Here is a 23,258-nt window from a genome sequence, read left to right on the forward strand (position 1 = left end):
TAATAAGAAATCGTTTACATAACTACGAAGGAGATGGTGATAATCACTACGGATCAGATGTCTTACGACCATATGGCAGCTCAGATTATTCAGAACTATTGCATGGAGAAACCTGTCGTTTCCTATATTCGGCACAATGAGAATCTGACGTATCATGTCGTTGATGAAGCAAGCGGGCAGAAGTATCTGTTACGGATACACCAGGCTGCATATGCAAGTATGACAGGCATTCAGCATACGCCCTCTGCGCTGGAGGCGGAGATGAACCTGCTTTATGAATTAAATGCAACGACAGCATTGCGCGTGCAGCATCCGGTACGGAATGTATCGGGAGATTGGGTCACGGTATGGATAAGTGAAGCGGGTAAAGAAATCTGCTGTACGGTACTGGAGTGGATTGAAGGAAGAGATATCCAGCAGGGAGAACGCCTGACAACAGAGCAGATCTATGATCTTGGTGCTCAACTGCAGATGCTTCATCAATATGGACGTGTACAGGTGGATGGCAACGATCATCAGTGGACAGGAAGAGAGATGAGCCAGCTAGATCGATCGAAGGTACGGCCGACATATGGAAGCGTCCAAGAAAATCTGGTCATGTTGGAGCAGCTGAGGGAAGGCGTCAGACTTGGAATTTTTACAACGGAAGACTTTGATCTGCTTCGAGAGACGTTCGAGAACATTAATGAGCAACTGGAAACATACCCGCACGATGCGAAGACATGGGGAGTCATCCATGGGGATATTACACGCAACAATCTGCTGATAACGGACAAGGGAATCTCTATGATTGATTTTTGTCTACAGGGTTATGGTTACTATCTTTTCGATGCCGGAGGGGCAGCACTTATGTTCAATCGGGAGGAACGTGACATATTTTTATCCGGTTACACGAAAAAGACCGCACCACTGACGGATCGTGATATCCGATTAATGGAAGGGTTCATGTTGATCTTTACACTAGGTTATTATGCTTTTCAGATGGCGAATGAGTCGAGACATGAATGGATGAAAGATCGCATGCCGAAGCTATGCAGCAAGTATTGCAGACCTTATGTACAGAACGAGAGTATCTTCTACGAACTGTGAATTATAGTCCAGATGTACAGACTCAGATGGGCTACTAAGCAGTGTGGTTTGAAGATTTTGGTTGCCTGAATACCCGAACGTTTTCGTGGACAACATCATAAATAGTAGTAAGCACATCATGGCATTAATTGAAGGAAAACAGAAATGAGCTTTTCTAAAAGCTCTTTTTACCGCATTAATGTAATGAAAGCTGACAAAATATTCTGGATATCATCGGTTCAATCGAAAATAAAGGAAATATACCCAAAGAAATCGTTAAGTTTGTTGACACTGATCTTCCGGTCGATTAATCTTAATGAAGAAGAAATCAACGACTTCCATCACTGTTCTGACATAAGCTCAGAATGGTTCCATACAGCGGATGATAACGAGCGGGAGAGACCTGATCAGACGAGCCAAATGGCTAGTGTTCAGGCACCGAAGGAGCAAGCTGCTGCGCACCCGGCGCAGTGGTTAATCTCTCAGGTAAATGTACCATCGTTGGACGCAACTCTGGAGAGTGCGCGAACTGCGCCACCCAAGGGGTATATGATCAGTCAGTTCGGTTACCTTGTCTGTAATTGCAGGCAATGTACCTTGTCGTGAGACACTGCTGATCGTGAAACTCTCAGGTATCGAGGACAGAGAGAGGGCCTGAGGCCTTCTTCTGTCCTTTTTTGATGTCATCATTCAGTAAATAAGGAACAATATGGATTTGATTCTGGATGGAAATGACGAATACAATTGGAGGGTTACAAGGTGCGATTTAAAGATGTTTTCTCAATTATTGGTCCGTCCATGACAGGTCCTTCAAGTTCACATACAGCTGGAGCGGCAAGGTTAGGAAGAATTGCTCGTCAGTGGCTGGGATGTACGCCAGAACGTGCCCGGCTGACGCTGTACGGTTCGTTCGCGGACACGTATCAGGGGCACGGCACGGATCTGGCATTGATCGGCGGTCTGCTGGACTATGTCACAGACGATCCGCGTATCCCGGATGCAGAGCAATATGCAGAGGAAGCAGGCATGGAGGTTGAGTTTTATACAAGCGGCCTGCCTGCTCCTCACCCGAATACCGTCAAGATTGAGTTGTGGCATGGAGAGCGTGCCTGCTCCTTGATTGGTGCTTCTATTGGTGGCGGCAGTGTATCGGTGCATGCGATGAATGATTTTCGCGTTCAGATCAGTGGTGAATTTCCTACACTCGTTTTGCGTCATGCGGATAAAGCGGGCGTGCTCGCCTCAGTGACGTCTACAATCAGTTCATCGGGGGTTAACATCGGGTATATGCAAGTAGATCGGAAAGCCCGGGATGGCGAAGCGCTGACTGCGATGGAGATGGACGGTGTGCCGAATCCTGATATGCTGAAGCGTCTGCGTTCGCTCGACCATGTGCTGGACATTCGTGTCATTGATTTGAAGAGAGGAGTTTATTCGGATGCGGTTTAAACATTTGCACGAACTGAATACGATCTGTACAGCAGAATCCAAAACCATTGCTCAGCTGATGATCGAGGAACAGGTTCAGGAGACCAATACGCCGGAAGCGGATGTTGTGAAGCAGATGTCGGACTATTATCAGGTGATGAAGGAAGCGGTACACAAAGGATTAACAGAAGATACCACTTCACGCAGTGGATTAACGGGCGGAGACGGCAAAAAAATGGCCGAGTACATTCGCAAGGGTGAGACTTGCTCTGGTGATGCTTCTGCACTTGCCATGGCGTATGCTCTATGTGTATCTGAAGTGAATGCCTCCATGGGCCGGATCGTGGCAACGCCAACAGCCGGTTCCTGCGGTATCATCCCTGGTGTGTTTATCAGTTCACAGGAGCGGTTTGGTTGGACGGACGAACATTTGGTGAACGGGTTGTTCTGTGCAGGAGCGATTGGTTATGTTATCGCAAACAATTCATTTATCTCCGGTGCCGAAGGTGGATGTCAGGCGGAAGTGGGTTCCGCGATCGGCATGGCTGCGGGTGCCATGGTTGAGCTGCGTGGTGGTACACCGGAGCAGGTCGTTCATGCCGTTGGTCTGGCGTTAAAAAATACACTGGGCCTGATCTGCGATCCGGTCGCAGGTCTCGTTGAAATTCCGTGCATCGTCCGTAACGGACTAGGTGCCGTCACGGCACTGGCTGCGGCCGACATGGCATTGGCCGGAGTGCGTAGTGCCATTCCGTCAGACGAAGTCATCGACGTTATGCTGGAAGTAGGTAGTGCGATGCCGAGCCGTCACCGGGAGACAGCCCAAGGCGGACTGGCCCAGACGCCAACCGGTCGCAAAATGATGCAGAAGCTGGCTAAACCGAAGGCGAAGCGTGCCGAGCCTGAGACGGGAACACAGGGTTCTAACACAACTGGCGCAAACACAACGGGGGCAGATACGGATTCTCAGGTTTAATATACAAACAGGTCCTTCCGAGAAACGAGTCTGCGACCTTATGCATAACGGAAAATACACCAAATAAGCGTCCGCAACCCTGAAATTCAGGTCTGCAGGACGCTTATTTGGTTGTTGCTAAGTGAAGCTAAGCTTGATTCTTTAAATGTGACTCTTGATGTATGCGTATTAAGATGATCTTTGATTCACACCTGTACTCAGTACGGCATATCCATACGCAGGCAGTTCAATGGCGAGCACGCCATCTTCCTTGGCGGTACGATGGTTTCCGCCGAATAACTCGGTCCATTGCTCTTCACCAGCCTCCAGCTCGACAATAGCCGTCTCTTCCGAGCGATTGAACAGGATCAGAATGCGTTCCTCCTCATTTTGCCGTTCGAACACCAGTTGGCTGCCATCGGGCCGAGCCTGCAGGAAACGAATGGTGCCTTCCGCACGCAGGGCGGGATGAGCATGACGCAGGGAGATTAGTTTCTGATAAAAGTCGAGCAGCTCACGGTCCTGCTTCGCTTCATCCCATTCCATGCATTTACGGCAGCCTGGATCATGCTCTCCATCCATGCCAATCTCGTCTCCGTAATAGATGCACGGCGCGCCCATGTAACTGAACTGGAATAACGCAGCCAGCTTCATCTTGCGCTGGTCGCCTTCACACAGTGTGAGCAGCCGCGGTGTATCGTGGCTGTCCAGCAAGTTGAACGCTACTTCGCTGGCCTGTAGCGGATAACGGGATAACTGTCGCCCGATGGAGTTTGCGAACTGTTCGGCGTGCATTGTATTTTTTACAAAGAAAGCATTCACGGCATCGGTAAATGGATAGTTCATGGACGCATCGAACTGGTCGCCTTGCAGCCAGGAGGAGGATTCGTTCCATACTTCGCCCAGAATGTAGGCATCCGGATTAGCGGCCTTGACTACACGGCGGAAATCACGCCAGAATGCATCATCCACTTCATCTGCCACATCCAGTCGCCAGCCGTCCGCACCCACTTCTTTGATCCAGTACTCGGCAACCTCCAGCAGGTAGGCCTTTACCTCGGAATTCTCCGTATTCAGCTTCGGCATGTGCGCTTCGAATCCGAAGGTCTCATACGTAGGAATGCCGTCCTTCACGTCCAGCGGGTATTCATGTACATGAAACCAGTCCTTGTATTTGGAGTCTTCCCCGTTCTTCTGCACATCCACAAACGGCGCAAATGTCTTCCCGGAATGGTTGAACACGGCATCCAGCAGTACGCGAATGCCGCGCGCATGGCACAGCTCGACCAGTCGTTTCACGGTATCTGCATCGCCAAAGTGCCGGTCTACCCGCAGGTAGTCTTCGGTATCGTATTTGTGATTGGTGGTGGCTTCAAAAATGGGTGTGAAGTAGATCGCATTAATGCCAAGATCACTGATGTAATCCAGATGGTCAATTACGCCCTGAAGGTCACCGCCGAAGAAATTGAAAGGGGTTGGCTCACCGCCCCAGGGTTCTACGTTGTCCGGATTAATATCCGGGTTGCCATTGGCGAATCGTTCGGGGAAAATCTGATAGAACACCGCATCCTTAACCCATGCAGGGGGTGTGAACACAGCACCGGTATGAATATAGGGGAACTGGAACATACGACCTGGGTCGTCCGGTTCTTCTTTCTGGAAGTCCGTCTCGGTCATCCAGATCTGTTCGTCTCCGTTTTTGAGTAGAAAAGAGTACTTCAGTCGGTGGTAGGGAGGTTTCACTTCACCCTCGTAGTAATCGAACATGGAGTCAGAGGTAAACTTGGTTAAGGGAACCCGCGCTTTGGTTGCATCCCAAGCATATTTGTCACCGGTCAGGGCATGTACCTCGGTCAGATCATTCTTTTTGGCACGCAGGCGCAGATGGATTGTATCTTGGTCATAGGCATAGGCCCAGTTGCGTTTCGGTTGATGATAGATGGCTTCCAACAGCATAATGAAATTCCTCCCGTCAGGTGTAGGTATAATATGTACTTGGTAGACTTAATGGATATGACATTACCCAAGGTAATGGATAAGCTATAATTAGAAATGCGTGCTAACGTGAGACTTCAACATGTTCAACAAGACATGAATCCATATGTTATAGACAGCTTTTGTCATGATGATGCTCAGATATATCATTAACCCAATGGGGGCGGAAAGGAAACGAATATTCGGATGAAAACCAAACTGTTATACATTGAAGATGATACGGAAATCGCGACATGGGTCAGAGCCGATCTGGAGGAACGTGGTTATGAAGTGCAATGGCTGGGAAGTGGTGAAGGTGCAGCGGAGGCTGCTGTTGGTTGCTCCCTCATTATTCTGGATGTCATGTTGCCAGGACTGGATGGATTTACGGTGGGCCAGCGACTGAAAAAAGAATATTCCGCTGTGCCCATTGTCATGCTCTCGGCCAGAACATCCATTGACGACAAGCTGCATGGTCTTGATTTTGCCGATGACTATGTGACCAAACCATTTCACCCCGATGAATTGGCTGCCCGGATTGAGGTCCAACTGCGTAAGGCGGGAACCGCGGTCTCATCGGATACAGCTCTGAAGCTGGATCATCTTTCCATCTATGAGAAGGACAACCGGATCGTCAATGAGGAGACGGGGGAGGAGATTATTTTATCGGGAAAACAGTTTCACATCTTCGCTTACCTGCTACGACATATGGGCATGATTCGAACCAAAGAGCAGATCTATGAAGCTGTCTGGAATGAGCCCTATCTGGATGGGGACAAGACTTTAATGGTACATATTCGGCATCTACGCGAAAAGCTGGAGCTTGATCCGGCCAATCCTGTTGTTATTCAGACGGTCCGTGGTGTGGGATATCGCGTGAAGAAGCCATGATCCGGCGGTTCAGAGAACGAAGAACCATGAAGGGAGAACGGAGGGGGGAGCGAAGCATGGGTCAAAAGCAATCTGGGCGGCGCAAGCTTCGCTTTGGGCGGTCCTTGATGTCCAGATACATTATCCTGATCTTGGCGGCAGTATTATTCGTCCCCGTCGTTCTTCCGATCATATCCATCATTTATGTGGTGGTGGTGAATAACACGAATTCGAATCAAGCGGCACCATACGGTGACGTTACCCGGATCAGTAACCTGTGGTCGCGTGAAGCGGAGAACCTGGATGGTGCTTCGGATGGAGAGGTTAAGGCCAGGTTAGAGCAATTACATGGCTCGTATCCCAAATCTTCCATGTATCGTGTGAATGTGAGCGGTGAGACCCTCTTTATTCTCGGTGGTGAAGATGTACAGCTGGTGAAATCCACATTAGCGGATGGCCAAACAGACACGATATTGAAGTGGTCATTGGATTCCGGGAAAACAGCAGAGACCCGAATTCCAGACGAATGGAATGTGAACAATACGGTGCAATTCATGAAAAAAGCTTCCTTTCGTGATCCGTTGACCGTAGTTTCGTATATCGGCGGGGGTGAGCAGAACAGAGGACAGGGCTTCATGATCATTGAAGTGCCGCGATCGCTTTTGCAAAAGACACAAAATAATCTGCCGATGGAACTCTTGTATCTTGGCATTGTCATGATCATCATCTTCATGATTTTCATCATCATGTCGATTCTCTTCTTTGCACGTATTCGCAAGCGACTTATTCGTCTGCAGACGGCGATGATGACCCCAGGCAAGGAAGGCATCCCGCTTCCGGTGGATATCCGCCGGTCAGATGAGATAGGTCAGCTGGAGGAATCCTTCAATCAGATGGTGCATCAACTGTCCGACAGCCGCTATCGTGAACGCGAGGAAGAACAATTGCGTAAACGTCTCGTTGCCGGGCTTTCCCACGATCTGCGTACCCCGCTAACAGTGATTCGTGGACATATGCATGCCTTACACAAGGAAGCGCTCAGCGAGCAAGGAGACCGTTCATTACATCGCATGGAAGCGAAGATGGAGGATCTCGGCGGGCTCATCGACAACATGTTATCCTACAATCTGCTCACGAGTGGGAAATATACGTTGAAGCTGGAAGAGAAAGATATGCTGCGGATCGTCAGGGAAACGGCAGCGGCCTGGTACCCAGTCTGGGAGAAAGAGCAATTCGACATTGATATCGACCTGCCGGAGGAACCGCTGATCTGGCATATGGATGAACAGGGCATGCGCCGTATTCTCGATAACCTGTTTCAGAACGTGATCCGTCATGCCGCGAGCGGGAAGTACATTGGTATATCAACCCAGAAGATTCAGGGCGAGACAGCCATCGTGATTCAGGATCGGGGTCCAGGAATACAGCAGGATTCCGACACGAAGGGCACTGGTCTGGGCTTATCCATTGTAGACCTGTTAATTCGTGAGATGGGACTGCGCAAACGGGTAGACAGCTCCGATGCGGGTGTCCGGACATATATCTATAGTGGTAAGGGAAACAGGGAAATACCAAACCGATGAAATCTCTTTTTTTAAACTAAACTTAAACTGGAGACTACCTTGGCTTTAACCTTGAAAGGTTACAATAGTTTCGAGGTGATCAGACAGTGAGTGAAAATATTATTCAAACGTCGAATTTATGGAAAACATACCGGGACCGTGCAGCGGTCCGTGAACTTGATCTGCATATTAAAAAGGGAGATATCTACGGCTTCCTCGGTCCCAATGGTGCCGGCAAAACAACTACGATTCGCATGCTTCTCGGCTTAATTAAACCAACCAAAGGTGTGATCCGGGTCTTCGACAAGGATATCCGCAAGGATCGCATGGATATTCTGCGCCGTGTAGGCTCTCTGGTCGAATATCCGTCCTATTACGGACATCTGAATGCGGTGGAGAATCTGGAGACCTTGCGCCGCATTATCAATGTACCGAAATCGAGAATTGCTGAAGTGCTGTCCATTGTAGATCTGACGAAGGATGCCAAACGTTCGGTGAAGGGATATTCCCTTGGGATGAAGCAGCGTCTGGGGATTGCCAGCGCTTTGCTGGGTGAGCCGGAGCTATTGATTCTGGACGAACCGACAAATGGGCTTGATCCTGCCGGTATTCAGGAGATTCGGGAATTGATCAAACGCATGCCTCTGGAACATGGCATTACTGTTCTGGTGTCCAGCCACTTACTGAGTGAAGTTGAACAGATGGCAAGTCGCGTCGGTATTATCCGTGAAGGCAAGATGGTGCTTCAGGATACCATTGCGAGTCTGCATAGTCAGACGGGCAGCTCTATCCGGTTAACGGTTTCGGAGCCGGAAGAGGCCATGAAGCTGGCCAGAGAACAGGGCCAATATGGTCAGCGGCAGGGTTCTGCGTTAACGTTCCCTTATATGGATAACCCTTCGGTGGCACTGCTTGTGCGCCGATTAATTGAGCAGGATCATGATGTGTATCGTGTGGAGGAACAGCGTCAGTCTCTGGAAGATCTGTTCATGCGGGTCATCGGCGAGGGGGCATCCATATGACCGGGCGTGCATTATCATCGGATTGGCTCAAGATTCGGGGGAAGGGGATCTGGTTTCTCGTCTTCCTGGCTCCGATTGGATTGATAGCCATGCAGGCGCTTAATTTTGGGTTACGGCTGGACTATCTGAAAGAACAGTACGCCGATAATCTGTGGGGCGGGCTGTTGGGCAATGTGGTTATCTTTGTGCCTCTGTCTCTGATGCTGGGAGCAACCATTCTCAGCTCCATGATCGCCAATGTTGAGCATGAACAGGGATCGTGGAAACAGCTGCTCGCCATGCCGATCCCCAGACCGGCTGTGTATCTGGCTAAGTTCCTGCTTGCCTGTCTGCTGTTGGTGATTTCCTGCCTGCTGTTAACCGCTGGAATTGTGGGTCTGGGACTGATACTCGGATTCCATGCCAGTGAGATTCCTTGGATGCAGGCGATCAAGTTGGGGTTGCTACCTTTGGCTGGTGCGCTTCCCGTGTTGTCACTGGAGTTATGGCTCACGATGGTAAACAAAAATCAGGCGCTTCCGGTCACCCTGGGTATTGTGCTCGCGATAACCGGCATGTTCGCACTTAGTATCTCGCCGAATTTTCCGCTCGCTTGGGCACAGATGGCTTGGAATGGACCTAATCCATATCTGTATGCAGGCATGGGTGCAGGTCTGGGACTATTGATCCTGTTGCTGGGTATGGGGCACTTTAGCCGGAAGGATGTGGCCTGATATGAGCTTTGCGACAACGTATTTCCGAATATTGTCCGCTGAACGATTGAAAATGGGTAAATCCCCTATCTGGCTCCTGATCCTGCTAAGCCCGCTCATTGCGCTGCTTATCGGACTGTTGTCCACGCCTTCGGGGAATTGGCAGGTATTGATGGGCACCATGGTCTTTCTACATGGATTGCTCCTGTTGCCGATGCTGACTGGGGTGTTTACGTCCTTTGTCTGCCGTTTTGAACATGCAGGAGGAGGGTGGAAGCAGATGCTGGTTCTACCGCTCACACGTTCAGGTGTATATGCAGGCAAACTGACGATTGTACTCCTGCTTCTGGCGGGTACACAAGTACTGTTGCTGATGTCCATTCTGCTGGCAGGGTTGATTCATGGCATTACGATGCCAGTGCCTTGGGGATTTTTGGTTGGCAAATTGCTACTAGGGTTGTTGGCCTGTGTACCACTGGCTGCACTGCAAATGTTCGTTTCATTGGTGTGGAGCAGCTTTGCTGCACCACTCGCACTAAATTTTGCACTGACTGTACCGAATATTATCATCGTGAACTCGGCTACATATGGACCGTATTATCCATGGGCCCAACCGATGATTCTGATGACGCCAATGGATGGCGGAGGTTTCGGAGCTTATAATGTTCCACTGATGACGATGCTGGCGGTTGTTGGAGGCAGTGCTGTCATTTTCATTGGAATCGGCATGATGTATTTTGCGAAAAAAGAAATCTGAATAAAACGTTACACATCTGGTTATCGTAGATCAAGATCCTTCTTAAGCTAAACATGCAAACTCCATTGTATGTAGGCTTGAGAGGGATTTTTCTAATGTCTGACCCACCCATCATGAATGGTTAATTCCCGAATGATTTTGGCTGGCGCCCCGGCTACAAGTGTATTCTCAGGTACATCTTTGGTCACCGTACTTCCGGCAGCCACGACTGCATTTCTGCCAATGGTCACTCCGGGTAGAATCAGCGCACCCGTACCAATCCAGGCATTATCCTGAATGACGATCCTTTTGGCGGTCTGGCTTCCGTCATCCAGCGAGTCAATTCGGTGATAGGCACTGTCAAATATACTTGTTCGAGGACCAATCATAACGTTATTACCGATGGTCACTTCAACGTTAGCCGCAATCCCAACACCTGCATTAATCATGACGTCATCGCCAATCGTTAATCGCGCCCCTTTGACCACGGTTAACTGGGTTCCCCAAGGTTTGCCTATGATGTTAAGCCGTTTTCCTACCTGCAAATCACCCAATTTATTTAGATAAACTTTACCCCTGATTCGTGGCAGCAGCCCCATTGAGGGCTGGATTTTACCGAAGATGGCCAAGCCTCGTAGTTTGCCGTAAACAATTTTAACTCTGTTGGGCAGCATGATTCATCCGTCCTCTCCGTAGTCAAATAACGCTTTTTAACGATTATATCTTTTATGATACAATTTGTATCGTTAATTTTCTGAAGTATAATAAATTGAAAATTAAATTCCAACTATTACATCACACTTCAAGTGAATTGAATCATAGATTGTAAGCAAAAGGACGCGAGAATCTGGTAAAATAAAAAAAGCTGTTTCTAGGCAGGCTTACATGGTTATTCGAGGGTAGGCCCATTTCTACGGAAATAATTAATTCCTGTTGTTAGATGAAGATATTGGCTGAGAAAAGAGGGGTAAGCCTTGGATATTAATAAAACGGAAACCCTGAAGCGCATTATTTCTGAGGGAAGTTCTTACCAATCATTGTTTTTTAACCACCCGGATGCCATTTATGTGATGGACATCCATGGAAACTATATTGATGCTAATCCCTCGGTAGAGCGGATATCAGGGCATACACTCGATGACTTGATTCGTGTGAATCGGAATCAACTCTGTCCTCCTGATAGTGAAAATTCACGTAAAGAATATATTAAAGAGGTACTGGCTGGACGTTCAGTCAGTAATTCCATTACTTTTTATCATAAAGACGGATCTTTGAAACACGCAGAGATAACGTATGTGCCCATCACTGAGGGTGAAGAAGTTGTTGGCATATATGGTATTGCCAAGGATGTTACCGAAACGTTAGAAGTGGAACGTGAGCTTCGGGAGACACAAGAGAAATATCAGGTGCTCGCTGACCATGCACAAGATCTGATTACGACCTGTGCTACGAATGGCGAGTTGTTATACGTATCACCTTCTGTCTATACCTTACTGGGTTATAAGCCGGAGGAAGTTACAGGAAAGTCCTTCAAGGATTATTGTTATCCGGGAGATTATCCTGATCCCATGGATCTTTCCGAGATTGGCAATGGCTGCAAGATGCGTGTGTTACACAAAAAGGGACACTATATCTGGATGGAGACATTGGCGAAGCCTGTGGCTGGAGAGCGGGGCAAGACAACCCAGATTGTCAGCATCAGCAGGGATATTACTCAGCATAAGGATGCGGATAGACGTCTTCGAGAAAGTCGTCAGCGATATAGATCGCTGTTCGAACATAATCCGGCAGCCGTGTATTCATTGAATATGCAAGGCCAATATAGTGCGGTGAACAGCAAGCTGGTGCAAATGCTGGATGTTCCACGCAATAAGCTTATTGGTAAATCGTTTTTATCCAATCTGGATAAACGCGAAGTGCAATACGGCCAAACGAATTTTGAAATGGTGAAGCAGGGCGAACCGCAATATTATGAGACCCGAATCGTCAATTCAAGTGGTCGGAAGATCGAAGTATCCGTTACGAATGTGCCTATTATTGTGGATAAAGAAGTGGTAGGTGTCTATGGAATCGTGTCTGATATTACCGAGCGTAAGGAATATACGGAACGGATTCAGGAGCTTAGCAAGCAACATGAGCTGATTCTTAACACGGTTACGGAAGGAATCTATGGTTTGGATGCGGATGGAATCACCATGTTTATGAATCCTGCAGCAGCTTCGATGTTCGGTTATGAACCGAAAGAATTCATTGGCAAAAACTCACATCCCATTATCCATCACACCCGTGCGGACGGAAGTCATTTCCCAAAAGAAGAGTGCCCGATCCACATGACCGTGTTGGATGGACAGAGACGCTCAATCAAGGAAGATGTGTTTTGGCGTAAAGATGGCAGCAGCTTTCTGGTGCAGTATCAGGTGACGCCGATTATTGAACAGGGACAGATTCAGGGCGCGGTGGTCGTGTTCAATGATGTGACTGGCGAACGTGAAATTGTACGTGCCAAAGAGACAGCTGAGCTCGCAGCTCAGGCCAAGTCAGAATTTCTGTCAATGGTCAGCCATGAGATCCGGACACCCATGAACGGGATCGTGGGCATGACCGAGTTGTTGATCGGTACCGATTTATCGGAGGAACAGCGAGAATATGCCGAGATTATTCAAGATAGCGGCGATGCTCTGCTGAACATCCTTAATGATATTTTGGACTTCAGTAAGCTGGAATCCGGGAAAATGGCGCTGGCTTATGAACCATTTGCATTACGCAAGATGCTGGAACAGGTGGCCGAACTGTTTAAATCCCGTGCAGATGAGAAACATCTGGAGATCAGGTATCGTCTCAATCCAAGTATCCCTGAGTTCATGGTAGGCGACTCCATACGTATCCGACAGATTCTGGTGAACCTGGTTGGCAATGCGCTCAAGTTTACAGACCGGGGAAGTATTGATGTCACCGTAGATATTATCAAGGGCAGAAAGCCCGAAGACAGCGTTCTTGATTTTGCAGTGCAAGATACGGGGATCGGCATCCCCGCTGACAAGCTGGATCAGTTGTTCCAATCCTTCTCTCAGCTGCATCCGGTGATTAACCGGAAGTATGGTGGTACTGGCTTGGGCCTGGTCATCTCCAAGCGACTCGTAGAGATCATGGGAGGTAGTATCAGTGTCGAGAGTATAGAAGGAGAAGGTTCGACCTTCCGGTTTGCTGTGCCTGCGACGAGTGTAGAAGCTTCAGCGGAACAGACAGCAAGTCAGTTCCATCATGATCGCACACGTCAAAGTGACAAGGTCGCCATGCGTATTCTGGTGGCGGAAGATCATCCGGTAAACCGGAAGATTCTGCGAGAATATCTGGAGAAGCTCGGATACCAGGCAGATGTGTGTACCAATGGTGTAGAGGCGATTGATGCCATCTCTCAGAATGCTTATGATATTGTCCTGATGGATATTCATATGCCTGTGATGGATGGATTGAAGGCGACAGACCTTTTGCACCGCCTAATTCCACAGGATCGCATACCGCCCATCATTGCAGTTACAGGCAATGCCAAACGTGAAGACAAGGAAGCTTGTCTGGAGATGGGGATGCGTGACTTTATTAGTAAGCCGGTTATGCTGAGTGAGTTGAAGCGGGTGTTACAGCAATGGGGACCAAGGGACGAACCTCGGCTTGCACCGAATTGAACAATAGTTCGACCGTGAAAAATAATAAACGCAAACACGCCAATATTCCTCCTCGCATGGAGTGTTATTGGCGTGTTTGCGTTGGCAGGCTTTTGAAGTTGAACTGAAGCATGCAAAGTAGAGCTGTATTCGAATGGGTTATGCCAGTGTCAGACGATTGATGTTACCTGATAGGATTTCACAGGAATTGTTAAATTTCTCACGTTCCGTTGCATCCAGATTCAATTCGATAATCTCCTGAATGCCATTTCCGCCGATAATTGCAGGAACACCGACGCAGACGTTATGTTGCTCATACTCTCCGTCCAGAATAGCCGATACGGCGATGATTTTGTGTTCGTCATTGAGGATGGAACGGGTGATGTGCGCCAGAGCGTTGCCGATCCCGAATTGGGTAGAGCCTTTGCGAGTAAAGATCTCCCAGCCAGCATCCTTCGTTTTGCGTGCGATATCGTCCAGATCCAGATGTTTGAAGCGCTCCTTGTGCTGATCCATGATGTGCATAATTGGTTTACCACCGATGGTCACATGCGACCAGGCCACGAACTGGGATTCTCCATGCTCTCCGAGAGCATAACCGTGCACACTGCGAGGATCGATGGAGAAGACTTCAGATAGCAGCGTTTTGAGTCTTGAGGAGTCAATGGACGTCCCTGTACCGATGACGTGCTCGCGCGGGAGGCCGGATAATTTCCATACCATATAAGTTACTATGTCAACCGGATTGGCAGCGACGACAAAAATCCCGTTAAATCCACTGTTCATGATGGGAACCACGATGTCTTTGGCAATCGACTCCGCTTCCTCCAAAATATCCAGCCGAGTCTGTCCTGGCTTGGGATTCGCACCAGCGGTTAAGATAATCACATCCATATTGCCACAATCGGCATACGTTCCTGCATATACTTTGGTGCGGTTATGTGTGAAGTCCATACAATGGGAAAAATCCAGTGCCTGTGCTACAGCACGGTCATACGTCCGGTCCACCATCATAATTTCCCTGCATATCGATTGATTAATCATGGAATACGCACAACTCGAACCGACAAGACCTGCCCCGATCACCGCTACTTTACCTGATTTGCCTAACACTGCCGTTCAGCCCCCATTACATTGATATTTATCCTGACTTACGCGTCCTATGTTAAGTATAGTCCTTTATTTTATGCTGAAATGTACTTCTACGTTACATAAGATAACACATAAAAAAGCTGTGCAGCAATGATATCCGCTATCGCGGGAGCGTATTGGAGTAAAGGAGTTAACAAAATTGACATGAATAATTCACAATCAGTTGATTTGACGGCATTTGCACCTGTCGTATTCGACATGACAGCATTCATGCTCGTTGTCGGATCAAGGGTTATTTGTGCGAATCATATACCTGACAAAAGTTCTTAGGAATCCGCAGAAACAGAACAAAACCGCCAAAGGGATCTGCCGAGAAGCTGACGAATACATACGGACAAGCAAAAGATAAGCATACATGATCATGAGACAGGTTGCCCCGATCCGATGACGGTTCCATAAAGGAACGCTGAAGCCATAATGTTTTTATCCAAGAATTAATTTCATAACTCACTAAAGGTATTATGAAATTGATTCCCAAAAGACTTCATTCCGGGAGGGAATTAATGATGATTGAAGAAGCAGGAGCAACGACGGAAACGGCCAAGAGCCTGGGCATAGGTGCCAGTACTCTTCGTAAATATGCGGCGGCACTGGAAGAGCAGGGATACCGGTTCGAACGTTCCGCCAACAAATCCAGACTATTCAAATCAGACGACATCGAGTGCATTGAACGCTTGATGACCGAACTTAGAGAGCATAATCTGCCATTAGCTGATGCTGTGGTGACTGTATTGGCTCCAGACGTACCTGTCGTAGAAGTAAATGTAGATGTACCCGTGGTGAGAATCGAAGGTCTGTCAGAGCCGGAATGTGCAGCCACATCGATGTCGTCCGTATTCCCTGAAGAACCTGAAGTAACGGGTAATCTGAGATCCTATGAGGGTCTGGGACAGCTGGTAAGTGAGGTCACTTATGGTGCTGTGGAACAACAGCAGGATGACCGGGTACAGTTGCTGCAACAGCGGGTCGATGAACTGGAGTTGACCCTTCAGCATCTGGCTGATACACATATGGCTCTTCAGGAACAGATGGAAAAACAACGTCTATGGATGAACGAGAAGTTGGAAGAGGAGCGGGATCGTGAACTCGTGACCAATCTGCGCAGCTTTCAGGGAAGAAAACGCAAACCCAAAGGAGTATCACTACGTATGTTGTTCGGGTTGTTGCCCAAGAAGCATAAGGAAGCTTGAGCAACAGGCTTTTGCCCATCGTGATTTTACAGTATCGGCCTGATATAATAAGCTCCATACAACATGAAGACTGGTAACGGATTGCTCGGTATAGAATTAGACCGGGGAGATCTGGAAGCTGGCGTGGGAGGATCTGTGGAGCTGCGACGAAGTTGGCAAAGATTGCTCGGACTATGGACTGACCGTCCTAGGCGTCAGGGGACGACCATTGCTGAGCGTTATACGATACAGGAATTGCTAGGCATGGGGAGCTATGGGCTGACATATCTGTGTACAGATGACCGGACTGGTAATGAAGTAGCGTTGAAGGAGTCCAAGCCCAGCAAGGGCAGACTCGCTACACATCTGTTAGAGCGAGAGGCGGACGTGATGGAACGTCTTCATCATCAGGCGATCCCTGATCTATTGGATGTATTCACATCCGGGAGACGAAGTTATATCGTTATCGAGTATATTCGTGGACAGACGCTGGAAGATTGCATATTTGAGCAAGGTCTTCAATATACGGAGCGGGAATGTCTGGAACTGGCAGGTCAACTGCTGGCTCCGGTGGCTCATGTGCATGAGCAAGGGTATATACATGGAGATGTAAGGATTCCCAATGTTATTTTACGTGAAGGGACGGTGCATCTGATTGACTTTGGCCTGGCAAGACGCTTGGGGGAGCCGTTGTTACCGGAGCTGAAGCGACGTATGCGAGAAGTACCAGAGCCTGAAGATGAACCGGCTACCCCGGATCATGATCTGCAGGATATCGGTCACTTTCTACTATTTATGCTGTATTCCGCTTATGAGCCAGAGAAGGGCCGTGAACCCGCCAGCTGGCAGGAGGAACTTAAGCTTACGCCTGAATTGCACCAGATGCTGGAGCGACTTCTTGGACTCCGTCCAGGTTATGGTGGGGCGACAGAGCTACAGGCAGAGATTGAGAATGTGTTGCTGAAATTACAATGAGATAAGCTATGTAGGCGGACCTATATTTGTTATCCGTGACCTCTTCGTATGATAGCTGTAGGGGTCTTTTTCCTTTTTGCTGGTATAGAAACAATAAAGAGGTGTTCTGCAGGCCGTGTGTACGGCTGTCGAACACCCCTTTGTTACATATTCATGTATTGTAGTGTCCAGTAAGCTGGTGCGATCATTGCTCTTTAAAAGCAGTAGTGAAAGCAGCTTAGCTGGAGCTGTATTTTCTGCTTTTGTAATACCCGGAGCCACTGCGGCTATCCCGATATTTCACATCCGAAGAAGAATAGCGCTTGTAGGAACGCTTGCCTGAGGAGCTGCTGTGACGTTTATAGGAGCGCCTGTCCGAGGAGCTATGACGTTTGCGGTGAGATGAAGATTTCGAATCAATCAGTTTGCCAATAATCTTTTTGAACATGAGCTTTCACCCTTTCGACTTCAACTGTTTTAACCATATACGTGGCCCGATATGAAGGGGTTTCGAGTTTTTCATGGAAAATTATATTCATTGGACAGGAGCTTGGCGTATAATAGGATGTTGCTGATTATACGGAATTTTTTATTTTGAGCGTTTAGCGTTACAATAGAGGACAGGATAAGATTTTAACGGACAAGGAGTAGTTGTTATGATTACGTTGAAGACCAAAGAACAGATTGAATATATGAAAAAAGCCGGAGAAATTCTCGCCGCGTGCCATAGAGAAATTGCCAAAATGATTCGTCCGGGTATCACGACACAGGAGATCGATCAGTTTGCAGAGGCTTTTATGAAGAAAAATGGCGCTACGCCGGAACAAAAGGGATACAACGGCTACCAATATGCGACATGTGCGTCGGTTAATGATGTGATCTGTCACGGGTTCCCGGGAAAATATGCACTGAAAGACGGCGATATCGTTACAATCGACATGGTTGTTAATCTGAATGGCTGGCTGGCCGATTCGGCGTGGTCTTATGCCGTAGGTGAAGTGACTCCGGAAGCACAACATCTGCTGGATGTAACCAAAACCTCTCTGTACAAGGGCATTGAACTTGCCGTGGTTGGCAACCGGATTGGAGATATCTCCCATGCCATTCAAGTGTATGCAGAAGGTGAAGGTCTTTCGGTTGTACGTGAGTTTATTGGACACGGCATTGGTGAGAAGATGCATGAGGAACCACAAGTCCCTCACTATGGTCCGCCACATCGAGGTCCACGTCTTAAGGAAGGTATGGTCATTACGATTGAACCGATGTTGAACATTGGTACGTACCGCAGCAAGCTGGATTCGGATGGATGGACTGCGCGTACTATGGATGGAAGTCTGTCTGCCCAGTATGAACATACGATTGCGATTACAGCAGACGGTCCTGTGATTTTGACAGCACAATAATAGCTAAAAGCAGCTACAATGTGACGATATTTGCATATTTCAAGGCGGCCCACGTTTGTGATCCGCCTGTTTCGGTTTAAACTAATAAGAAGTGATAACACAGAGCCAGTGGTGAGTGATCTCAGCTGACAAGGGTTAACCTTGCGTCCACTTGGCAACAAGGAGGTAATTTTGGTGTCTGTAAATAAACAGATCGTACTTGCGTCTCGTCCCGAAGGTGCCCCATCCAGAGAGAATTTCAACTTCATTGATGCACCTCTTCCTGAACCGGAAGCCGGGCAAGTCCTGGTACGTACATTATATTTGTCGGTCGATCCGTACATGCGGGGCCGCATGAAAGATACAAAGTCCTATGCTGCACCGTACGCGTTGAATGAAGTGATTAAGGGTGGAGCCATTGGACAGGTTGTGGAATCATCGGAACCGAATCTGCGCAAAGGAGATCTCGTGTCCGGCATGTGGGGCTGGCAGCAATATGCCGCAGTGAATACGGGCGACCTTTCGCTGATTGATACGGAAGAGGCACCGATCACGGCTTACCTGGGTGCGCTGGGCCTGACGGGGCTGACGGCTTATTTTGGTATGGAAGACATCGGCAAACCCAAGGACGGCGAAACGGTAGTGGTATCGGGAGCAGCCGGAGCGGTAGGCATGATTGCAGGTCAGATCGGTAAAATCGTAGGAGCACGCGTGGTCGGCATTGCAGGCTCTGACGAGAAATGCGAGTATCTGAAAGAAAAACTGGGCTTCGACGTGGTGTTGAACTATAAGAAGGAGCAGGATATGTCAGCGGCCATTGAACGGGCTTGCCCGTATGGCGTAGACGTCTACTTCGACAATGTGGGCGGTGACATCTCGGATGCAGTGTTACGCCACATTAATCGAAATGCACGTATTCCGTTATGCGGTCAGATCTCGTCTTATAATCTGGAAAAGCCGGATATCGGGATGCGCCCACAGACGCTGCTGTTAACGAATACAGCATTGATGAAAGGTTTCCTGTTGGGTGACTATACGAAATCCTTCAAGGAAGGCCGCGCCAAATTGGCGAAATGGATTAAGGAAGGTCATATCCAGTATGAAGAGAACATTGTGGACGGGTTCGAACAGACACCGGAAGCATTCATGGGTCTTTTCTCGGGAGATAATCTGGGCAAGCAGCTGGTTAAAGTTGCAGATCCTGAATAGTTATCGAATAGTTGTACCTATTATAAATAGGTTGAAAACACAAAAAGACACGTTCTGCACACCAATGGTGCAACAGAACGTGTCTTTTTGTCTGTGAATCCGTGCGTGGTTTGTATACAGTGACTAGTGTTCAGCAACTAGCACTTCTTTGTAATGTTTGTACATATATACACGCCAGCGTACAATCATGCCGAAAGCCAACAGGAAGAACAAACCGCCTGTTTGCGGAATGCTTACATATCGCTGGATGACTTCATGCAGGATCAGGCGTACAGCCAGCAATCCGAGCAGAATGAAAGCAAAGCTGCGGGAACGTGTGGCGAAAATCTCTTCGCCTACTCGTTCAAACCGTGTACTGCGAATGAGGGGATACGAGAAGAGAAACCAGCCCACCAGCAACGCAATGAATGCCCAGAGTAGAGGGACATGTGTCTCCGGTACAACAAACATGAGAAATCCTGTGCTCATGCCGAGCGGAGGAATAAGGATTTTGCGAATAGTCACCGGTCTGTGACTGGCTTTCATGCGGATGAAAATAGCAAGCAGGGCCATGACGAGCATACCCACGGTTGCCCCGATTTGCAGGTAGTACGGACTGATTTGAGCCACGTAGAACTCCCTCTTTCTGGAATAATATATTATCCGGAGATCCGGAACCCAGTACGAATTGCCGGAATTTTCAGTTCCTATTATATCACAAACGCATATAGCCGATAGAAAGCTTAGTGTATCATATACCCGATATGTATTCACAGGGTGTATTTGAAAATTTTGTATTATTGTGCCCGTTGTAAGGCCGTTTATTCGATTAAGGGGAAATCATGCAATGATTGGACAAAAATGGATGTACATTCAGCTCATCGGTTCACATCGTACAGGTTGGCTTGCCAGTAATACAGATTGGTTAGTACATGTGGTCAGCCTGATCTGTGCAAGTGTGCTGTTTCTTTTGCTAGTTATCTACGGTTATATCTTATGGACGAAATATAGCAGCAGACGCAGGGAAAAGCTTAAGACAGCACTGATGCAGGAATTACTTGCAGAGGGCTCAGTTTTACAGCGGTACCTGGATCAAGGAGAAAATGGCGTAGAATTATCAAATATGAGTGGAGATCAACAAAGTGTGTTGCAGCAGCTGTTATTGCAACGACTTTCTCAAGGCCCGGAAGAGCACGAGATCTTGCGAATTCGCCTGTTATCCTGGCAAGTCTTTGGCGGTTCATACCGGTCGGTACTAAAGAATGGAAAGTGGAGCCAACGAGTGAACACGTTGTTATATATTGAACAGTTTCATATGGTGGAGCTTCTACCCAGGTTAGAGGATATGCTGCGGGTTAGATCATGTACGTTACTTGAACGCTTCATCATTTTGCGCATATATGCCAGAACCGGTTATTTCAGAATTGTGAAGGAACTAATGCGTGAGCAATATGTATTATCCGATTCGCAGTATCTTCAGATTCTGCTGTTGCTTACCGAGTCATCCTGGACTCGTCTGAAGGATCATTTCAAAGATGTACCTTATCAGGTCCAGTCTAATATCATCCATGCCATTCGCATTCGGGATGATCAGACGGATGGCGTTGTTGCTCTACTGGAGAAGCTCATTCTTGGAGACGATGCGCTGCTGCGTACCCACTCTTATCAGGCACTGGCGCATGTGGGCAGAGGTCGTGAAGATGTGCTGAAGGAGCTATTGTTGGTGTGGAACGAACATGGGGAGGAAAGGAAGCGCTTTGAACGATTAACAGTGACCCAGCTCATGGGCAATGTTCATGAGGAAGCTTTTATCCCACGTCTGAAGGGGCTGATGGGTGATCCTTCTTTTCAGATCAGGCAGGAAGCAGCGAACTCTCTTGTCCGGTATGAACATGGACTTGAAGAACTTCGGGATACGGCTGTGAATCATCCGGATAAATATGCAAGGCAGATAGCGAAAGAAACGCTGGAAAGGATGCAGTATGGACGAGAGATGGATTGAGATGCTGCGGAGTTTTGTTTTGGCGTGTTATGAGGGAATGTTTATCTATCTGGTGCTAGCGATTGTGATGTGCAGTGTACTGGCTGCTGCAGCCGCTCGGACATTGATGCGCGGGAGGGATCTTGACCCGTTGCAATATCATGAGATGCTAGATGAGGAACTGGCTCCGGCGGTATCCCTGCTTGTTCCGGTGCGGAACAGCGAGGATACGATCGTACAGCGAATTAGCTGTCTACTGGATATTCAATATGCACGCTATGAAGTGATTATCATTAATGATGGGTCAGAGGATGGGACAATGCGGCGTCTAAAGGAAACCTATGATCTGATGCCCATTCAGAGTAAAGTTTATTATTCGAGACTCGGCCAGGAGACGACTCAGGTTGATGGGGTCTACCAATCCAGGCTGCATCATCGCCTGATTGTGATCGACAAGGTGTATGGAGGACGAATGGACTCCTTGAATGTAGGCCTGAATATCTCGCAGTATCCCTACATCGCCTCTGTTGGACCCCGCACAATTCTGGAACGGGATGCATTGGTGAAGATCATGAAACCCGTTATGGATGCTCTCCCGGGAGAAGAGGTCGTAGCTTGCAGTGGACGAGTAGATCTCATGGCACCCGGAAATACGAATCATGCGGATCGTGCGAATTCTGCCGATAACCTTATAGGACGGACGGGAAGAACGTTATTTGTGATGCAGTCCATTGAATATGTGCGTGCTTTTCTAATTAGCGGCGTGGGACTCGTTCGTTACAATATTAATGTGCTTTTATTTACGGCTGAAGTATTCGGTGTATTCAAAAAGAACCGGGTATTGGAAGTTGGGGGTTACAAGCGCGATGACCAGGTCGCTCACATGGAACTGGTGATGCGGTTACAGAAACATATGAAGCAGATCCGGGAACGTGGCCGTATTATATATATTCCCGATCCGATCTGCAGGGTAGAAGTACCCGGTACATGGCGTCAGTTGTGCAGACAGCGTATCGGTTGGCACATGCAGCTTGCAAGCAGTCTATGGACTCAGCGGAGCATGATCTTCAATCCGGCCTATGGCTGGATGGGGATGGTATCCATCCCGTATTTTATTTTGATCGAATTGTTGGGGCCTATGTTGGAACTGGGAGCGATTGTGCTGTTCATTGCAGGCATAGGGCTACAGTTAGTGGATATTAACCTATGCATCATTCTCATTCTGCTGCTGACACTCTATGGTTCCCTGTTGTCCGCGGGCACGGTAATGTTCGAAATATGGTGTTCACGCAAGGCATATACATCCCGAGAGGTGACACGTCTGCTGTTGTATGCATGTACGGAGACGTTCTGGTTCAGACCGCTGAATAACATATCCCGAATATATGGAATGTTGCGGGCGATGGGATTAAGGAAGGCAGAGGAAAAGGACAGCAGACATGGATTAGGGTAATGTACCAACC

20 protein-coding genes and 1 riboswitch are annotated in these 23,258 nt (G+C 48.2%); of the genes, 15 read left to right on the forward strand and 5 right to left on the reverse strand.

Features of this window, described 5'->3' with window-relative positions; genetic code table 11:
* The first annotated feature begins 33 nt into the window (after nucleotides 1-33).
* The 3 genes from OM416_RS23585 to sdaAA all read left to right on the forward strand — a co-directional run bounded on the left by OM416_RS23585 (nucleotide 34) and on the right by sdaAA (nucleotide 3,472).
* Complete coding sequence (locus OM416_RS23585; RefSeq protein WP_264933575.1) at nucleotides 34-1,089, forward strand: phosphotransferase enzyme family protein; 1,056 nt, start codon at nucleotides 34-36, stop codon at nucleotides 1,087-1,089.
* Between the two features lie 362 nt (nucleotides 1,090-1,451).
* Nucleotides 1,452-1,575: riboswitch (glycine riboswitch) on the forward strand.
* Nucleotides 1,576-1,827: 252 nt separating this feature from the next.
* Complete coding sequence (gene sdaAB, locus OM416_RS23590) at nucleotides 1,828-2,517, forward strand: L-serine ammonia-lyase, iron-sulfur-dependent subunit beta (RefSeq protein WP_264933577.1); 690 nt, start codon at nucleotides 1,828-1,830, stop codon at nucleotides 2,515-2,517.
* Nucleotides 2,507-3,472, forward strand: coding sequence for an L-serine ammonia-lyase, iron-sulfur-dependent, subunit alpha (gene sdaAA / locus OM416_RS23595; protein WP_264933579.1), 966 nt, complete (start codon nucleotides 2,507-2,509; stop codon nucleotides 3,470-3,472). Before sdaAB ends, sdaAA begins: the two co-directional genes overlap by 11 nt.
* A 168-nt stretch (nucleotides 3,473-3,640) precedes the next feature.
* Here sdaAA and OM416_RS23600 read toward each other — a convergent pair whose 3' ends face one another.
* Nucleotides 3,641-5,407: an alpha-glycosidase gene (locus OM416_RS23600; RefSeq protein ID WP_264933581.1), complete on the reverse strand. Its 1,767-nt coding sequence runs from the start codon at nucleotides 5,405-5,407 to the stop codon at nucleotides 3,641-3,643.
* A gap of 225 nt (nucleotides 5,408-5,632) precedes the next feature.
* Here OM416_RS23600 and OM416_RS23605 point away from each other — a divergent pair, with 225 nt between their 5' ends.
* The 5 genes from OM416_RS23605 (at nucleotide 5,633) to OM416_RS23625 (ending at nucleotide 10,328) form a co-directional block, all read left to right on the forward strand.
* A complete protein-coding gene (locus OM416_RS23605; protein WP_264933583.1) occupies nucleotides 5,633-6,316 on the forward strand; it encodes a response regulator transcription factor in 684 nt (227 codons plus the stop codon).
* A 56-nt stretch (nucleotides 6,317-6,372) separates the two neighbouring features.
* Nucleotides 6,373-7,878: a sensor histidine kinase gene (locus OM416_RS23610; RefSeq protein WP_264933585.1), complete on the forward strand. Its 1,506-nt coding sequence runs from the start codon at nucleotides 6,373-6,375 to the stop codon at nucleotides 7,876-7,878.
* Between the two features lie 86 nt (nucleotides 7,879-7,964).
* Nucleotides 7,965-8,879 carry an ABC transporter ATP-binding protein gene (locus tag OM416_RS23615; protein WP_264933587.1) on the forward strand — a complete coding sequence of 305 codons (915 nt, stop codon included), beginning with the start codon at nucleotides 7,965-7,967 and terminating at the stop codon, nucleotides 8,877-8,879.
* Nucleotides 8,876-9,592 carry an ABC transporter permease gene (locus OM416_RS23620; RefSeq protein WP_264933589.1) on the forward strand — a complete coding sequence of 239 codons (717 nt, stop codon included), beginning with the start codon at nucleotides 8,876-8,878 and terminating at the stop codon, nucleotides 9,590-9,592. Before OM416_RS23615 ends, OM416_RS23620 begins: the two co-directional genes overlap by 4 nt.
* A 1-nt stretch (nucleotide 9,593) precedes the next feature.
* Nucleotides 9,594-10,328 carry an ABC transporter permease gene (locus OM416_RS23625; protein WP_264933591.1) on the forward strand — a complete coding sequence of 245 codons (735 nt, stop codon included), beginning with the start codon at nucleotides 9,594-9,596 and terminating at the stop codon, nucleotides 10,326-10,328.
* 92 nt (nucleotides 10,329-10,420) lie between these two features.
* Here OM416_RS23625 and OM416_RS23630 read toward each other — a convergent pair whose 3' ends face one another.
* Nucleotides 10,421-10,981, reverse strand: a complete 561-nt coding sequence (locus OM416_RS23630) for an acyltransferase (protein WP_152682940.1) — start codon at nucleotides 10,979-10,981, stop codon at nucleotides 10,421-10,423.
* Nucleotides 10,982-11,281: 300 nt separating this feature from the next.
* Between OM416_RS23630 and OM416_RS23635 the strand changes: the two genes are divergently transcribed.
* A complete protein-coding gene (locus tag OM416_RS23635; protein WP_264933596.1) occupies nucleotides 11,282-13,990 on the forward strand; it encodes a PAS domain S-box protein in 2,709 nt (902 codons plus the stop codon).
* A 138-nt stretch (nucleotides 13,991-14,128) separates the two neighbouring features.
* On the opposite strand, the gene OM416_RS23640 is transcribed toward OM416_RS23635, so the two are convergent.
* Nucleotides 14,129-15,082, reverse strand: a complete 954-nt coding sequence (locus OM416_RS23640) for an L-lactate dehydrogenase (protein WP_145325640.1) — start codon at nucleotides 15,080-15,082, stop codon at nucleotides 14,129-14,131.
* 542 nt (nucleotides 15,083-15,624) lie between these two features.
* Here OM416_RS23640 and OM416_RS23645 point away from each other — a divergent pair.
* Both OM416_RS23645 and OM416_RS23650 read left to right on the forward strand, forming a co-directional pair.
* Entirely contained in the window at nucleotides 15,625-16,311 is a 687-nt protein-coding gene (locus tag OM416_RS23645; RefSeq protein WP_264933599.1) for a hypothetical protein, read from the forward strand.
* A gap of 63 nt (nucleotides 16,312-16,374) precedes the next feature.
* Nucleotides 16,375-17,265, forward strand: coding sequence for a serine/threonine protein kinase (locus OM416_RS23650; RefSeq protein ID WP_264933600.1), 891 nt, complete (start codon nucleotides 16,375-16,377; stop codon nucleotides 17,263-17,265).
* A 217-nt stretch (nucleotides 17,266-17,482) separates the two neighbouring features.
* On the opposite strand, the gene OM416_RS23655 is transcribed toward OM416_RS23650, so the two are convergent.
* Entirely contained in the window at nucleotides 17,483-17,692 is a 210-nt protein-coding gene (locus OM416_RS23655) for a hypothetical protein (protein WP_074093270.1), read from the reverse strand.
* A gap of 208 nt (nucleotides 17,693-17,900) precedes the next feature.
* On the opposite strand from OM416_RS23655, the gene map reads away from it, so the two are divergent.
* The gene (gene map, locus OM416_RS23660; protein WP_062837247.1) at nucleotides 17,901-18,647 is read left to right on the forward strand and encodes a type I methionyl aminopeptidase; all 747 of its coding nucleotides are present in this window, start codon (nucleotides 17,901-17,903) and stop codon (nucleotides 18,645-18,647) included.
* Nucleotides 18,648-18,821: 174 nt separating this feature from the next.
* Nucleotides 18,822-19,835, forward strand: coding sequence for an NADP-dependent oxidoreductase (locus tag OM416_RS23665; RefSeq protein ID WP_264933605.1), 1,014 nt, complete (start codon nucleotides 18,822-18,824; stop codon nucleotides 19,833-19,835).
* Between the two features lie 123 nt (nucleotides 19,836-19,958).
* Here the strand turns inward: OM416_RS23665 and OM416_RS23670 are convergent, their stop codons facing one another.
* Nucleotides 19,959-20,444, reverse strand: a complete 486-nt coding sequence (locus tag OM416_RS23670) for a CcdC family protein (RefSeq protein ID WP_264933607.1) — start codon at nucleotides 20,442-20,444, stop codon at nucleotides 19,959-19,961.
* Nucleotides 20,445-20,661: 217 nt separating this feature from the next.
* Between OM416_RS23670 and OM416_RS23675 the strand changes: the two genes are divergently transcribed.
* Nucleotides 20,662-21,816 (forward strand): HEAT repeat domain-containing protein, encoded by a 1,155-nt coding sequence (locus OM416_RS23675; RefSeq protein WP_264933609.1) that lies wholly within the window; start codon nucleotides 20,662-20,664, stop codon nucleotides 21,814-21,816.
* Entirely contained in the window at nucleotides 21,797-23,248 is a 1,452-nt protein-coding gene (locus OM416_RS23680; RefSeq protein ID WP_264933611.1) for a glycosyltransferase family 2 protein, read from the forward strand. Before OM416_RS23675 ends, OM416_RS23680 begins: the two co-directional genes overlap by 20 nt.
* Nucleotides 23,249-23,258 lie beyond the last annotated feature (10 nt).

Origin of the sequence: Paenibacillus sp. LS1, from assembly GCF_026013365.1 — a bacterium.
In the GTDB taxonomy this organism is placed as follows: Bacteria; Bacillota; Bacilli; order Paenibacillales; family Paenibacillaceae; genus Paenibacillus.